Origin of the sequence: Kribbella sp. CA-294648 (genome assembly GCF_050943845.1) — a bacterium.
In the GTDB taxonomy this organism is placed as follows: domain Bacteria; phylum Actinomycetota; class Actinomycetes; order Propionibacteriales; family Kribbellaceae; genus Kribbella.
Genome location: NZ_CP191981.1, coordinates 1,331,973 through 1,345,781, shown reverse-complemented (window position 1 = coordinate 1,345,781; position 13,809 = coordinate 1,331,973). Strand labels below are relative to the sequence as shown.

Annotated in this window: 12 protein-coding genes and 1 riboswitch; of the genes, 4 read left to right on the top strand and 8 right to left on the bottom strand. The window is 68.0% G+C overall.

What is annotated here, in order from left to right; genetic code table 11:
- Positions 1-23: 23 nt before the first annotated feature.
- Both ACQPYM_RS06595 and ACQPYM_RS06590 read left to right on the top strand, forming a co-directional pair.
- The gene (locus tag ACQPYM_RS06595) at positions 24-1,148 is read left to right on the top strand and encodes a mandelate racemase/muconate lactonizing enzyme family protein (protein WP_433016386.1); all 1,125 of its coding nucleotides are present in this window, start codon (positions 24-26) and stop codon (positions 1,146-1,148) included.
- Positions 1,148-2,092, top strand: a complete 945-nt coding sequence (locus ACQPYM_RS06590) for a dihydrodipicolinate synthase family protein (RefSeq protein ID WP_433016383.1) — start codon at positions 1,148-1,150, stop codon at positions 2,090-2,092. The genes ACQPYM_RS06595 and ACQPYM_RS06590 overlap by 1 nt, the downstream gene beginning before the upstream one ends.
- On the opposite strand, the gene ACQPYM_RS06585 is transcribed toward ACQPYM_RS06590, so the two are convergent.
- From ACQPYM_RS06585 to ACQPYM_RS06575, 3 genes are read right to left on the bottom strand one after another with little or no spacing between them, the layout of a single operon-like run.
- On the bottom strand, positions 2,067-2,810 hold the full coding sequence (locus ACQPYM_RS06585) for an amidohydrolase family protein (protein WP_433016380.1): 744 nt from the start codon (positions 2,808-2,810) through the stop codon (positions 2,067-2,069). The two genes, ACQPYM_RS06590 and ACQPYM_RS06585, sit on opposite strands and share 26 nt — an antisense overlap.
- On the bottom strand, positions 2,810-3,547 hold the full coding sequence (locus ACQPYM_RS06580; RefSeq protein WP_433016378.1) for a hypothetical protein: 738 nt from the start codon (positions 3,545-3,547) through the stop codon (positions 2,810-2,812). Before ACQPYM_RS06580 ends, ACQPYM_RS06585 begins: the two co-directional genes overlap by 1 nt.
- Complete coding sequence (locus tag ACQPYM_RS06575) at positions 3,534-4,727, bottom strand: DegT/DnrJ/EryC1/StrS family aminotransferase (RefSeq protein ID WP_433016375.1); 1,194 nt, start codon at positions 4,725-4,727, stop codon at positions 3,534-3,536. Before ACQPYM_RS06575 ends, ACQPYM_RS06580 begins: the two co-directional genes overlap by 14 nt.
- Before the next feature lie 195 nt (positions 4,728-4,922).
- On the opposite strand from ACQPYM_RS06575, the gene ACQPYM_RS06570 reads away from it, so the two are divergent.
- The gene (locus tag ACQPYM_RS06570) at positions 4,923-6,152 is read left to right on the top strand and encodes a helix-turn-helix domain-containing protein (protein WP_433016372.1); all 1,230 of its coding nucleotides are present in this window, start codon (positions 4,923-4,925) and stop codon (positions 6,150-6,152) included.
- Positions 6,153-6,402: 250 nt separating this feature from the next.
- Here ACQPYM_RS06570 and ACQPYM_RS06565 read toward each other — a convergent pair whose 3' ends face one another.
- Positions 6,403-7,425, bottom strand: coding sequence for a zinc-dependent alcohol dehydrogenase family protein (locus tag ACQPYM_RS06565; RefSeq protein WP_433016369.1), 1,023 nt, complete (start codon positions 7,423-7,425; stop codon positions 6,403-6,405).
- A gap of 58 nt (positions 7,426-7,483) precedes the next feature.
- On the opposite strand from ACQPYM_RS06565, the gene argG reads away from it, so the two are divergent.
- The gene (gene argG / locus ACQPYM_RS06560; RefSeq protein ID WP_360284251.1) at positions 7,484-8,920 is read left to right on the top strand and encodes an argininosuccinate synthase; all 1,437 of its coding nucleotides are present in this window, start codon (positions 7,484-7,486) and stop codon (positions 8,918-8,920) included.
- A 633-nt stretch (positions 8,921-9,553) separates the two neighbouring features.
- Here the strand turns inward: argG and ACQPYM_RS06555 are convergent.
- From ACQPYM_RS06555 to ACQPYM_RS06540, 4 genes are all read right to left on the bottom strand, one after another.
- Positions 9,554-9,829 (bottom strand): ubiquitin-like small modifier protein 1, encoded by a 276-nt coding sequence (locus ACQPYM_RS06555; RefSeq protein WP_433016366.1) that lies wholly within the window; start codon positions 9,827-9,829, stop codon positions 9,554-9,556.
- A complete protein-coding gene (gene thrC / locus ACQPYM_RS06550; protein WP_433016363.1) occupies positions 9,826-11,094 on the bottom strand; it encodes a threonine synthase in 1,269 nt (422 codons plus the stop codon). The genes ACQPYM_RS06555 and thrC overlap by 4 nt, the downstream gene beginning before the upstream one ends.
- 14 nt (positions 11,095-11,108) lie before the next feature.
- Positions 11,109-11,248, bottom strand: a riboswitch (SAM riboswitch).
- Positions 11,249-11,318: 70 nt separating this feature from the next.
- The gene (locus ACQPYM_RS06545; RefSeq protein ID WP_433016360.1) at positions 11,319-12,356 is read right to left on the bottom strand and encodes a helix-turn-helix domain-containing protein; all 1,038 of its coding nucleotides are present in this window, start codon (positions 12,354-12,356) and stop codon (positions 11,319-11,321) included.
- Positions 12,357-12,513: 157 nt separating this feature from the next.
- Positions 12,514-13,755, bottom strand: coding sequence for a cation:proton antiporter (locus ACQPYM_RS06540; protein WP_433016357.1), 1,242 nt, complete (start codon positions 13,753-13,755; stop codon positions 12,514-12,516).
- Positions 13,756-13,809: the final 54 nt, after the last annotated feature.

The following is a 13,809-nucleotide window of genomic DNA, read 5'->3' as shown; positions in this document are numbered from 1 at the left end:
CGCGACCCCAAGGAGCAGATTTCGTGAGTGTCGCATCGCAATCGCAGCCTGTGGGACTGCCGGCCGCCGCGGCCGCCGGCTCGATCGCCCGGATCCGGACCCGGGTGGTGCGCGCGGCGTACCGGCGACCGTTCCGGATCAGCAGTGGGGTGAGCAACGAGCTGGTCAGCCTGGTGGTGGAGGTCGAGACGACCGACGGGGTGATCGGCATCGGGGAGACGTCACCGATGACGGCGTACACAGGGGAAACGCTGGCCGGTGTCACCACGGCGATCGAGGAGCACCTCGCGCCGGCCCTGATCGGCCACGACCCGCTCGACCGGGCCGGTGCGCACCTGGTGATGGACACGGCGCTGCGCGGGCAGCATGTGGCCAAGTCCGGGCTCGACATCGCCCTGTACGACCTGGCCGGGCAGCTCAGTGGCTGGCCGGTCCATGTCCTGCTGGGTGGCAGCATCCGCTCGCGGGTGGAGACGGCCTGGGTGGTTGGGCTCGGCACGCTGGACGAGATGGCTGCGGAAGCCGCGGAGTACGCAGAGCGCGGGTTCCGCCACCTGAAGGTCAAGGGTGGCCAGGACCCGGCCAGAGACATCGAACTGGTCCGTGCGGTTCTTGCCGCGCTCCCGCCGGGGGCAGAGCTGTGCCTGGACGCTAATGAAGGCTATGACGCCGCTACTGCGCTTCCGGTGCTCTCCAAGATGGCTGACGCCGGTCTGGCGCTTGTAGAGCAGCCGCTACCGCGCTGGGACCTGGCAGGGCTCGTGCGGCTCCGAGAGCGGCTCGACCTGCGCCTGATGGTCGACGAGAGCATGCAGTCGCTGCAGGACGCCCTGGAGATCGTACGGCGGGGTGCGGCCGACGTACTGAACATCAAGATCCTCAAGGTGGGTGGACTGCATCGCGCTTTGCAGATAGCCCATGTGGCCGAGGCAGCTGGGCTTGCTGTCAAGGTGGGGTCCATGCCGGAGCTGGGGGTGGCGACACTCGCGGCGGTGCACCTGGCGGCCGCAGTACCGGGCGCTACTGTCCCGGCTGACCTAGTGGGGCCGCTACTCGTCCGTGAGGAGCCGCTGGCTCCCAAGACCTTCAGTGACGTCAACGGCTGGGTTGAGGTGCCTACCCGGCCGGGACTGGGGCACGACCTCTGATGCATCCGCTTGTCGAGAAGCTGCGCGGCACGTTGCTTCCTGCTGTCGTCACGCCGATGGACAGCTTGGGTGTGGTGGCTTACGAGGCTCTGGAGTCCTACGCCTCCGCTATTGCAGGCGAGCCGATCGGTGGGGTGGCTGTGTGGGCTCATACCGGCCGGGGGCTCTACCTGAGCGAGGCGGATCGCGGGAAGGTGCTGGCTACCTGGCGTGCTGCCACTAGAGCTCCTTTGGTCGCAGGGGTTGGGGTGCCTCGTAGTACTGGGGCTGGGAGCTTGCAGGAGGCGGAGGACGCCACTGTGGCTATGGCTGTCAGCGCAGCAGGGCTCGGGGCTGATGCGGTGATGGTCTATCCGCTGGCGGCGTACGGCTCGTTGCCTGACGGCTCGGCTGCGGCTGTGCGGCTGCATCAGCGAGTGGCCGCGGAGAGTGGGCTGCCGCTGGTCGGCTTCTACTTGCATGGCGAGGCTGGTGGGTATCCGTATCCGCCCGCGTTGATCAAGGAGTTGCTGTCGCTCCCAGAGATGCTCGGGGTGAAGACGGCAACGCTGGACCGCGCCATCGACTGCCAGGACGCGGTCTGGGCGGGGCGTAGTACGGGCAAGCTGTTGATCACCGGCGAGGACCGGATGTACGGGCCGTCGATGATGTGGGGGGCCGACACCGCACTGGTCGGGATCGCCGCGGCGCAGGTGGAGCTGTCGGCCGCAGTACTACGAGCATGGACCTCCGGCGACCACACCGCCTTCCTGACGGCCTCGGAGCGGTTGGACCGCTTTGCCGCAGCCACCTTCTACGCTCCGATTGAGGGCTACGTGCAACGCATGCTCTGGGCAGCGGTGTGGGAAGGCCTACTCCCCGAGGCAGCGGCTCACGACCCCTACGGCCCCGCCTTAGCTGCTGCTGAACGCGATCGGGTCATCCGCTGCCTGGAAAGCCTCTGAACAATCTCTCCGCATTGCCGGACAGCACCTGCTCGAGTTCGGCTTCGGTGAAACCCGCGTCGCGGATGACGCCGAGGGAGATACACGGATCGATCAACGTCGAATCGGTGCCGAAGAGGAACTGTTCCATGGGTACGCCTTGGGCGCGGGCGTAGGCGATGCGACCGGCATCGGTCACCGTGCGGCAATGCTCCAGATAGAGCCGATCACACTCCGCCGCCGCCTTAGCCGCCTCCCGCCAAGCATCCCCACCCGCATGGCCGGCGATCACCTTGAGATTGGGCCGGCTCTCCAACATCTCCGGAAGTCTGGCGACGTCGTCTCCCCAGGTGTGCAGCAACAACGGCACCCCCACCTCATCCAGCATGTCGAACGTCTCCGCCATCAACGGCGACCCGATCGGCACCCCTGGATAAGTCGTATGAATCTTCGCCCCCACGAACCTTTCCGTGGTGAGGCAATCCCTGAGATCCTCAGCGCTGCGCTCCAGCCGATTGGCATTCACCACGGCGTACCCGAACAGCCGCGGCTGCTCCTGCAACACCTCAGCCAACTTCGCATTCCCCGCCACCGCGTCGTACACCACCGCCTCGGCCGCGGACACGATCTGCACGTCGATCCCGTATCGATCCATCAACTCGAGGTTGAGCGCGACATCCCCCACGTCCAGGTGAAACGGCCAAGACCCCCAGTGCCCGTGCACATCGATGATCCGCATCAGCCAACCAGCTCCCTGAGGTTGCCCCCAGCAATCAACGCCCGCTCCTCGGCCGTGATCCGCGCGTACCGCAACCGCAACGTCTGCGGCGAAACATCCATGAACGGAGTCCGCGACCCGAACACCAGGTGCGCCGCCCCCAGACTCCCCACCACCCGCTCAATCCCGTCCGGACTGGACAACATCCGCGTAGTCGCCTTGAACCCGGGCTCGCTCCTGGCCATCAGGACGAAATCGCCGAGCAGGTACACATGAAGATCCAGGAAGACGACCTCGGCACCCTGACCGGCCAGCAGCGGGCCGAACGTTCGCGGGTCCCCGTCCTGCAGCAACACCATCCGCCGCTCGATCGCAGCCGCCACGACTGCCCGGTACGACGGTGTGTCACCGTGCACCCCTTGCTGCACCGTGAACAGTCGCAGGCACCGAACTCCCTGCTCCACCAGAGCATCCAACTGCTCACTGGCGCCCACGGCATCCCGCAGATCGACCGTCCCGACCGGGACCAGCCCGTCGCCGGCCGCTGCGATGGTCTCCGCGTTGCCACTGGGAGCGTCGAAGAGCGCGCCGCGCGTGGAGATGGCCAGCGCTTTACGGATGCGCGAGTGGGTCAGGTGCGCGCGGAGTCCGGCAGCGTCGGTGTCGGTGGGATGGGACGGCCAGCCGCCGAAGAGGGTGTCGGCGTCGTACCCGATCTCCTCTTCGGGGGACCAGGTCAGCCAGTCAGCCGTCGTCATGCACTCTCCGGATCGCTCGGGCGATATCCAGTACGTCGGTCTTCGTGTAGCCCTCGTTCCAGGGCAACACTACGAGGGTGTGCTCGATCAGCCGCTCGGCATTCGGGCAGAGGCCGGCCGGGTAGTCGCGATCCAGCGGATACCTCGACGTCCCGTAGACCGGTCCGCTGAAGACGGGGTTCGCGTAGAGCGGCCGGTCCAGGTACCCGGCCGACACCGGGATTCCTTCCGCCGCCATCCCGTCCGCCCAGCGCTTGTTATCCCCGGCAACGATCAGCGGGAAGAGCCAGAACGCATGCCCCGGCAGCGCCGGCAGCCCGACATTCGGAAGGCCGGGGAGCGAGTGGGTGGATCCCGCCAGCGCCTCGACCAGTTGCGCGGCGCGCTCCTGCCGTCGCTCCACCACCGCGCCGACCTTGGTCAGCTGGGCCCGCGCGACGGCAGCGGTCAGCTCGGTCATCCGGTAGTTCAGGCCGAGGATCAGATGCACGCGCCCACCCGCACGGTCCCAGCCTTTGTCCAGGAAGAGCCGCATCCGCGCGGCCAGCTCAGGATCAGCCGTGATCGCCAGCCCGCCATCGCCGGTGGTGATGTGCTTGTACTGCTGCAAGCTGAAGCACGCAATGTCCCCGAACGTCCCCAGCAACGCACCCTCGGCCGTAGTACCGAGCCACGCCTGCGCACAGTCCTCGATCAGCATCAGCCCGTGCCGGTCCGCAATCTCCCGCAGCGCCACCACGTCCGCGGCGGCTCCGAAGAGATGTACTGCGATGATCGCCTTCGTCCGCGGCGTGATCGCTGCCTCCACCGCCGCCGGATCCAGATTCCCCGTCGCCGGATCGACATCAGCAAACACCGGTACGCCGTTCTGCGCCAGGATCGGCCCGACCGTCCCGAAGTCGGAGATCGGCGTGGTGATCACCTCGTCGCCCGGTTCGAACCGCACAGCCGCGACCGCCAGGTGCAGCGCCGCAGTACCCGAGCTGCACGCGACCGCCGATCGCCCGTAGAGCGACTCCATCTCGGCTTCCAGCGCTCGGGTTTCGCCGCCGAAGGTGCTGCAGAGCACCGCCGAGTCGAGCACCCGCAAGACGGCCGCGCGCTCCTCGGCGCCGATGGTTCGCCCGGCCGGTTCGAGCACCCCGGGCAGCGGCGTACGGCGTACTGGAGCTCCAGACATGAGCGGCTCCCCGAGATTGCAGCAATTTAGGTCTTGACCGAAACCTAGGAGACGGCGTCAGATGGCGTCAAGGGTTGCCTCGGATCGCGCAAGCCGTGCGCTAAAGTGCGATTTGAGGGCCGGACCACAAGAACGTCCGGCGCCGACCTGGGGCGAAAACGACCATCTCGGGGACCCAATGAGGAGCACACCGCAGTGATCAGCGTCGGGATCATCGGCCCGGAGGACCTGGTCCAGCGCGTCCTCGCCGTCGGTACTGCGAGCCACCCGGCGACGCTGGTCCCACTGCCCTACCGGCACGAGACGGAGGCCGTCGCGCTGGTCGAGCAGGTCCGTGAGCAGGTGGACGCGATCCTCTTCACCGGCGTCGTACCGTTCACGATCGCCACCGAGGCCGGCGTGATCGACCGCCCGGCGATGTACGTCTCGTACGACGGCGCCACGCTGCTGCGCGCCCTGGTCGAACTGCTCCGCCTCGGCCACGACGTGACCCGGTTGTCGATCGACACCCTGCGCCGCAGCGAGGTGTTCGAGACGCTGATCGAAGCCAAGCTCCCCACCGACGACATCCACGTGCTGCCGTACCGCGCGGGTCTCACCTCGGACGACATCGTCACCTTCCACCGCAACGCGCAGGAGCAGCACGACACCAAGGTCGCGATCAGCTGTCTCGGCTCGGCCTTCCACCTGCTGGAGAACGAGATGCCGTCGGTGCGGCTCGCGCCCTCGCGGTACTCGATCCAGTCGACCCTGCAGGCTCTCGTCCTCACCACCACCGGCCAGCACGTCGGCGATGCGCAGGTCGCGCTGGGCGTCATCGAGTTGCCCGAGCCGGATGACGCGCTGGCACGCGACCTGATCACGCTCGGCGGCAGCCTCGCAGTACTGCCTGACGGTCGGAATCTGGTCGTCACCACCCGCGGCCTACTCGAGCAAGCCACCGAGCAGTTCAGCCGGATGCCGCTGCTCGACGCCCTGGCGGCCCGGCACGCTACGGCCCGCGTCGGCTTCGGAGTCGGCCGTACTGCGGCCGAGGCCGAGGCACTGGCCCGCCGCGCCGTCAGCCGCGCCGCGTCGATGGGGCCGGTGGCCGGTGTGGTCTCCATGTCGGACGACGTCGAGATCGTCATCGAACCGTCCAGCGACCAGGACCACCGGACCGTCGACCGTGGCCCGGAATCCCTTCCCCTGCTGGCCCGCCGCGTCGGCCTCAACACCCAGACGCTCTCCCGCATGCGCGAACTGGTCGCCACCCTCCCCGACGGCCTGACCACCCAGGACGTCGCCGAGCACCTCGCAGTACAACTGCGCACAGCACGCCGAGTCCTCAAACGCCTCGAACGAGCCGGCCTCGCCGACCCCATAGGCAGCCAACAACACGGCCGAACCGGCCGCCCCCCAACGGTCTACCTGATCCGTCTCTAGCCCGACCCACCCGAGGCCGATGCGCCGGCATCTCGGGGGTTGACCCCCGAGATGGTGGGTTGCCACCTCAGATTCCGGGGTGGCAACCCACCACCTGAGGGGTTGACCCCTCAGGTGGCCGGTGAGGGGAGCCTCGGCGATCGGGTAGGTGAAGGCTGCGGCGATCGCTCGAGTGCCGCGCTCAGGGGTTGATGACGGTGATGCCGGGTGGCGTGCCGTCACTCAGGGGTTGATGGATGGTTGCCGTCGCTCAGGGGTTGATGACGGTGATGCCCGGCGGGGTGCCGTCGCTCAGCGCGGCGAGCGCTGCCGGCGCCTCCTCCAGCGTGATCGTCCGGGCGACCAACTCAGCGGGGGCGAGGTTGCCGGAGGCAACGAGCCCGAGCATTTCGGGGTACGCGTGGGCCGGCATGCCGTGGCTGCCGAGCCATTCGAGCTCCTGGCCGATCAACCGGCCCACGTCTAGCTGGACGGCGCCTGGCAACAAACCGACCTGCACGTGCCGCCCTCGCGGTCTCAAAGCTCTCAACGCGTTCTGCACGATGGCAGCGGACCCGAGGGCATCGATCGTCACCTGCGCCCCGCCACCGGTCAGCTCCAATAGCTCCGGCACCACGTCCTCCGACGACAGCACCACCTCAGCGGCACCGTACGAGCGGGCCAACTCCAGTGCCCCCGGATTGGTGTCAACGGCGATCACCCTGGCGCCGAGCGCGGCAGCGATCATCACCGCGGACAAGCCGACCCCGCCACACCCGAAAACGACCACACTCTCACCGGCCTGAACCCGCCCGACCTGCCGCACAGCCCGGTACGACGTAGCGAAGCGGCACCCCAGCCCCGCCGCGGTACCGAAGTCGAGCTCGTCCGGCAGCCGGATGAGATTCACCTCGGCAAACGGCAGCGCGACGTATTCCGCGAACGATCCCCAATAGTTGAAGCCCGGCTGCAGCTGATTCGGGCAGACCTGATGGTTGCCCTCCCGACACTGCTCGCAGGTCCCACAAGCGCAGATGAAGGGCGACGTCACCCGATCCCCCACCGCCCAACCGGAGACCCCTGAGCCCACCGCCGCGATGGTCCCGGCCAGCTCATGCCCCGGAACATGCGGCAGGACGATGTCCGGGTCGTGCCCCTGCCAGCCGTGCCAGTCGCTCCGGCACAACCCGGTCGCCTCCACCTTCAGGACCACCCCGCCAGGTTGAACCTCAGGCTCGGGCACCTCCCGCACCACCGGCAGTACGCCGTACTGGTCGATCACGATCGCGCGCATCGGGTCATCCTATCCACTGGGTTTGCATGATCATGCAGAGCAGTGCATACTTATTCTCATGTCCAAGGTCATCACGTCTCTGCCCGTCGGTGAACGGGTCGGCATCGCCTTCTCCGGGGGTCTCGATACGTCGGTCGCGGTCGCGTGGATGCGCGACAAGGGCGCCGTGCCCTGCACCTACACCGCCGACATCGGCCAGTACGACGAACCCGACATCGACTCGGTCCCCGGTCGCGCCAAGGCGTACGGCGCCGAGATCTCGCGGCTGGTCGACTGCCGTGCGGCGCTGGTCGAGGAGGGCCTGGCCGCACTGACCTGCGGCGCGTTCCACATCCGCACCGGCGGCCGGGCGTACTTCAACACCACCCCGCTGGGCCGGGCGGTGACCGGCACGCTGCTGGTCCGCGCGATGCTCGAGGACAACGTCCAGATCTGGGGCGACGGCTCGACCTTCAAGGGCAACGACATCGAGCGGTTCTACCGGTACGGGCTGCTCACCAACCCGAACCTGCGGATCTACAAGCCGTGGCTCGACGCCGCCTTCGTCACCGAGCTCGGGGGTCGGAAGGAGATGAGCGAGTGGCTGCTCGCCCACGACCTGCCGTACCGGGACAGCACCGAGAAGGCGTACTCGACCGACGCGAACATCTGGGGCGCGACGCACGAGGCGAAGACGCTCGAGCACCTCGACACCGGGGTGGAGACCGTCACCCCGATCATGGGCGTGAAGTTCTGGGACCCCGAGGTCGAGATCGCCACCGAGGACGTCACGATCGGCTTCGTCCAGGGCCGGCCGGTGACGATCAACGGCAAGGAGTTCGGCTCCGCGGTCGACCTGGTACTGGAGGCCAACGCGATCGGCGGCCGGCACGGGCTGGGCATGTCGGACCAGATCGAGAACCGGATCATCGAGGCGAAGAGCCGCGGCATCTACGAGGCGCCCGGGATGGCGCTGCTGCACGCGGCGTACGAGCGGCTGGTGAACGCGATCCACAACGAGGACACCATCGCGGCGTACCACAACGAGGGCCGCAAGCTCGGGCGGCTGATGTACGAAGGCCGCTGGCTCGACCCGCAGGCGCTGATGATCCGGGAGTCGCTGCAGCGGTGGGTCGGCTCGGCCATCACCGGTGAGGTCACCCTGCGGCTGCGGCGCGGCGAGGACTACTCGATCCTCGACACCACCGGCCCGGCGTTCAGCTACCACCCGGACAAGCTGTCGATGGAGCGCACCGAAGACTCCGCGTTCGGCCCGGTCGACCGGATCGGTCAGCTGACCATGCGGAACCTGGACATCGCCGACTCCCGCGCCAAGCTGGAGCAGTACGCCGGCCTGGGCATGATCGGCACAGCCCACGCCGAACTCCTCGGCGCCGACACCACCCTGATCGGCGAAATGACCCAAGGCGGAGCCGACGCCATCGCCTCCCGAGGCCAGGTCAACCCCGACGACGAACTCCTCGACAACGCAGCCATGGAATTCGGCACCGACTGACCCCAGCAACAGACAACCACAAGAACAAAACTCTTTAAAAACAAAGAAAATTCTTGTGTTTGCCTAGGTTCTCGTCGCAGAGATGAGGCGGAAGACCACCGCGCTGGCGCGGCTTGTCTTCCGCCTTGTTGGGTTTGTCGATGCCCGCCAATTGCCGGCTGATGCACCTACGGTTGCTCGCCTCGCGGTTGCGCGAGGCGAGCCTCAGGCGAGCGAGCCCGGCTGGCGGCGGCAATCACCCTTCCTCGGCACGCGAGGCGAGCCGCAGGCGAGCGAGCCCGCGCCCGGCTGGCGGCGACAACCACTATCCCTCGCCTCCCCGATGCGAGCCGTAGGCGAGCGAGCCCGGCTAGCGGCAGCAACCCCGCATCACCCGATGCGAGCCGTAGGCGAGCGAGCCCGGCTGACGGCGACAACCATCCCTCGCCACTCGATGCGAGCCGCAGGCGAGCGAGCACCCCGGGCCCCCACACCGTCTCCACCCCACGGCGCGGCCACCACGCATTTACAGGCGGACGACTGCCTGCGCCACAGCGGCGGATTCCCGCCTCATCAGCGCGGCGAGAACCTCAGACAGCTTAGAAATAAAAGAAAATCTGTCTAGCTGAGGTTCTCGCCGTTGGTGAGTGGCTGTCAGCCGCCGGCGACGGCGGGGATGATGGAGACCTGGCCGCCGTCTTTGATGGAGGTTTGCAGGCCTTCGGCGAAGCGGACGTCGTCGTTGTCGACGTAGATGTTGACGAAGCGGCGGAGTTCGCCCGACTCGTCGAGGACGCGGCTCTTGATGCCGGGGTACGACGTGTCGAGGGAGTCCAGCACCTCGCTCAGGGTGGAGCCGTCGACGGAGACCTCGGACGCGCCCTGGGTGTAGGGACGCAGGATGGTCGGGACACGGACGCTGACGCTCACTGCAGACCAGCCTTCACGAAGGCGTCGTACGACGCGGGGATGGTGACCTTCGGGCCGACCCGGTCGGCCACGGCGTCGAGCGTCTTGAGCCCGTCGCCGGAGTTGATGATGACGGTTTCGGCGTCGGGGTCGAGCTGGCCGGTCTCGATCAGCTTCTTCAGCGTCGCGACCGTCACCCCACCGGCGGTCTCGGTGAAGATGCCCTCGGTGCGGGCCAGCAACTGGATGCCCTCGACAACTTCTTCGTCGCTGACGTCCTCGATCACGCCGCCGGTACGCCGGGCCACGTCCAGCACGTACGGCCCGTCGGCCGGGTTCCCGATCGCCAGCGACTTCGCGATGGTGTCCGGCTTGACCGGCTTCACCACGTCGTGGCCGTCGCGGAACGCCTGCGCCACCGGCGAGCACCCGGTCGCCTGCGCGCCGTAGATCTTGTAGTCGGTCGCGTCGACCAGCCCGAGCTTGCCCAGCTCGGTGAAGCCCTTGTCGATCTTGGTCAGCTGCGAGCCGGACGCGACCGGGATCACCACCTGCTGCGGGATCCGCCAGCCGAGCTGCTCGGCGATCTCGAAGGCGAGCGTCTTGGAGCCTTCGGAGTAGTACGGCCGGACGTTGACGTTCACGAACGCCCAGCCCTCCTCCTCACCGGCGATCTCGGAGGCCAGCTTGTTGACGTCGTCGTAGTTGCCCTCGACGGCCACCAGCGTCCCGCCGTACACGGCGGTGGTGATGATCTTGGGGCGCTCGAGGTCCTGCGGGATGAACACGACCGAGCGGATCCCGGCCCGGGCGGCGGCCGCGGCGACCGCGTTCGCCAGGTTACCGGTGGAGGGGCAGGCGAAGACCTTCATGCCGAGCTCGCGGGTGGCGCTCAGGGCGGACGCGACGACCCGGTCCTTGAAGGAGTGGGTCGGGTTGCCCGAGTCGTCCTTCACCCACAGCTTGCGCAGGCCGAGCTCGCGGGCCAGGTTGCCGGCGTCGATCAGCCGGGTGTAGCCGGGCTCGGTGTTCGGGAAGCTGGCCACGTCGACCGGGACGGGCAGCAGTGGCTGGTAGCGCCAGATGTTCTTGGGTCCGGCTTCGATCTGCGCACGCGTGATGGCCGGGAACTCGTACCCGACCTCCAGCGGGCCGAAGCACTCCATACAGGCGTAGAACGGACCGAGTTCGGACTTCGCGCCACACGCGCGACAGCTCAGGTGCGTTCCGTTGCCGAAGGCACCTTCACGGATGGTGTGGGTGGTCGGCGCGGTGCTCAGGCTCATGGCGGAGTTTTCCCTCCTCATCTTCCCCGGACCGGATCTCGGCACAGGACGGATTTGGCACCGTTCCGCCGCCGAGGCCTCGGATCGAGACGCCGAACGGGGAGGGTTGCCGGGACTTCAACGGGCCGTTTCCCTCAGTCCCTCTGGATGAGCACTGCCGAGGTTACCCAATCGGGTCCATAATGTGTCTTCGGTTCCCACCATGCGAGACAGCCGATCTCAGCTCACGCCAGGCGCGCGCGCGGCCCAGGCGTGGCCGCCAGCCGTCTCCCGGCCGCCGCCGGCCCGCTCTCGCGGAAGGTCCGCCGGTACGCCGACGGCGACGTCCGCAGCACCTTGCCGAAGTGGTGCCGCATCGTCACCGCGGTGGCGAACCCGGACGCCAGCGCGATCTCCTCAACCGGCGCATCCCCGGTTTCCAGCATCGTCAGCGCCGCCTGCAGGCGCTGGGCGATCAGCCATTTCGCCGGCGTAGTACCGGTCGCTCGCACGAAATGCCGCAGGTAGGTCCGCGGCGACAACCCGGCTTCCCGCGCCAGATCCGGTACGCCGATCGGCTCGGCCAGGTGCTCCAGCGCCCACCCGAGACTCCGGGCGACCGGGGAGTCGTCCGGCTCCGGCGGCACCGGCGACTCGATGTACTGCGCCTGCCCGCCGGCCCGATATGGCTGGATCACGAGTCGGCGAGCGACCGCGTTGGCCACGGCCGCGCCGAAGTCCTTTCGGACCAGGTGCATCGCGAGGTCGAGGCCGGCGGCACAGCCCGCACTGGTGAGCACGTCACCCTCGTCGGTGTAGAGCGGTTCCGGGTCCACCAGGACCGCAGGGTGGAGCTCACGGAGCAGTTCGGAGTACCGCCAGTGCGTGGTCGCTCGACGGCCGTCCAGGAGGCCGGCGGCGGCGAGCGCGAAGGCGCCTGAGCAGATCGAGACGATGCGGGCGCCGCGGGCGTGAGCTTGTTGCAGCGCCTCGGTCAGTTGCGGTGACGTCGGGCCGCGCGGATCGGCGACGCTCGGGATGACGACCGTGTCGGCCGCGGCGAACTCGGCCAGCCCGTGCGGGCTGCTCATCGTCGCGCCACCGATCACCCGGATCGGCTCCGGCGTCTCGGTGCAGACCTTCAGCTCGTACCAAGGCTGGTCGAGGTCCGGCCAGACGAACCCGAACACCTCCATCACGATGCCGGCCTCGAACCCGGTCATCCCGTCGTACGCGAGCACCGACACCGTCGGCCCCCGCACCACCTGCCCGTTCCGCGTCATGTGTCGTAATCTTAGCGATCATGGTCATCCGCGCCACTTCTCCCGCGGCAGCGGAACTCGCACGATGGAGTCATGTTCGAGAAACTGAAGGATTTCGCCGCCGGGATCGCCGCCGCCGGAGCGATCCGGCACGGCGCCGAACCTCCGGCCCGGGCGTTCAATTCCCCCGCCGCCGCTCGACCATCCGCATCATCGGAGTCGCTGCGACGCCGTGCACAAGCACACTCAGCGCAACGGAGAACCCGACAGTCGCCCACAACCACGGCAGATCCGCACTGAAGTCGGACCCCGCATAAGCCAGGTAGTAAACCGAGCCCACACCCCGTACTCCGAACGCGGCCGTCACCCATCGCTCGGACTGCCGCAGCCGAGTACCGGCCAGTGAGAACCAGGCGACCACCGGCCGGATCACCAGCACCAGCAGGAGCCCGATCGCGGCCCCTCCCCAGGTCAGCGGCTTCAGCAGCCCTCCGGTGATGGCCACTCCGAGCAGCAGCAGGATCCCCCACGTGAAGATGTGCTCGAGTTGCTCCAGGAATCCGTGCAGCTCGCCGTGGAAGTCGTGGCTGCGTTCGGCTGCCCGGATCGTCAACGCAGCAACGAAGACAGCGACGAAGCCGTAGCCGTGCAGCACTTCCGCAAGCCCGTAGACGCCCAGGGTCATCGCCAGAGCCATCACCGGCTCGCGAAAGTTCGACAGCCGCAGCGTCGGCACCGGCGCCGCGAAGGCCATCTTCCCGAGCAGCCAGCCCGCTCCGACCCCGATGGCGACACCGATCACCATCTTGCCGATCAGGTGCCAGGCGAACCACTCGAGTCCCCAGTCACCGACCGCGCCTTTGGTGGCGGCGAAAATCGCGGCGTACACAAAAGGGAAGGCGAGCCCGTCGTTCAGGCCGGCCTCCGAGGTGAGCGCCAGCCGGATCTCGTCGTCCTCCTCAGGCTCGGCCCCCTCACCGGTCGAAGGCCCCTGCACCTGTACGTCGGACGCCAGCACCGGATCGGTGGGCGCCAGCACCGCGCCGACCAGCAAAGCCGTCGCGGGCGCCAGTCCGACCAGCCAGCCGACACCGGCGACGGCAGCGATACAGGCGGGCAATGCGATGAGGAGAAGCCGCCACGTCGTACTCCACCGCCGCCATCCGATCGGCCGGTCAATGGCCAGACCGACGCCCATCAACGCGAGCAGCAGAGTCAGCTCGGCCAGATGCTCGGTCAGCTCGGGTTCCGCGATCGGACTCAGGTGGCTCCGGTCGACGAACGCGCCGAGAAGCAAACCAGCGCTGAGGAAAGCGATCGGCGCCGAGACCGCGTACCGGCGTAGCAGCCGCGGCAGCACGGCGCCGACCAAGAGAGCAATGCCGGCCACCAGGTACAGGCCGTCCCCGTCAATTGTCATTACCGACCCAGTGCCCAGATCATGCACCTTCCACCACTGGGCCTACTGGGCGTG

Excerpts from the sequence above, each read along its gene's own strand:
- ACQPYM_RS06590 (WP_433016383.1), top strand. The coding sequence starts at position 1,148 with ATGCATCCGCTTGTCGAGAAGCTGCGCGGCACGTTGCTTCCTGCTGTC.
- ACQPYM_RS06575 (WP_433016375.1), bottom strand. The coding sequence starts at position 4,727 with ATGTCTGGAGCTCCAGTACGCCGTACGCCGCTGCCCGGGGTGCTCGAA.
- ACQPYM_RS06545 (WP_433016360.1), bottom strand. The coding sequence starts at position 12,356 with ATGACGCGGAACGGGCAGGTGGTGCGGGGGCCGACGGTGTCGGTGCTC.
- ACQPYM_RS06585 (WP_433016380.1), bottom strand. The coding sequence starts at position 2,810 with ATGCGGATCATCGATGTGCACGGGCACTGGGGGTCTTGGCCGTTTCAC.
- thrC (WP_433016363.1), bottom strand. The coding sequence starts at position 11,094 with ATGAGCCTGAGCACCGCGCCGACCACCCACACCATCCGTGAAGGTGCC.
- argG (WP_360284251.1), top strand. The coding sequence starts at position 7,484 with ATGTCCAAGGTCATCACGTCTCTGCCCGTCGGTGAACGGGTCGGCATC.
- ACQPYM_RS06580 (WP_433016378.1), bottom strand. The coding sequence starts at position 3,547 with ATGACGACGGCTGACTGGCTGACCTGGTCCCCCGAAGAGGAGATCGGG.
- ACQPYM_RS06565 (WP_433016369.1), bottom strand. The coding sequence starts at position 7,425 with ATGCGCGCGATCGTGATCGACCAGTACGGCGTACTGCCGGTGGTGCGG.
- ACQPYM_RS06540 (WP_433016357.1), bottom strand. The coding sequence starts at position 13,755 with ATGACAATTGACGGGGACGGCCTGTACCTGGTGGCCGGCATTGCTCTC.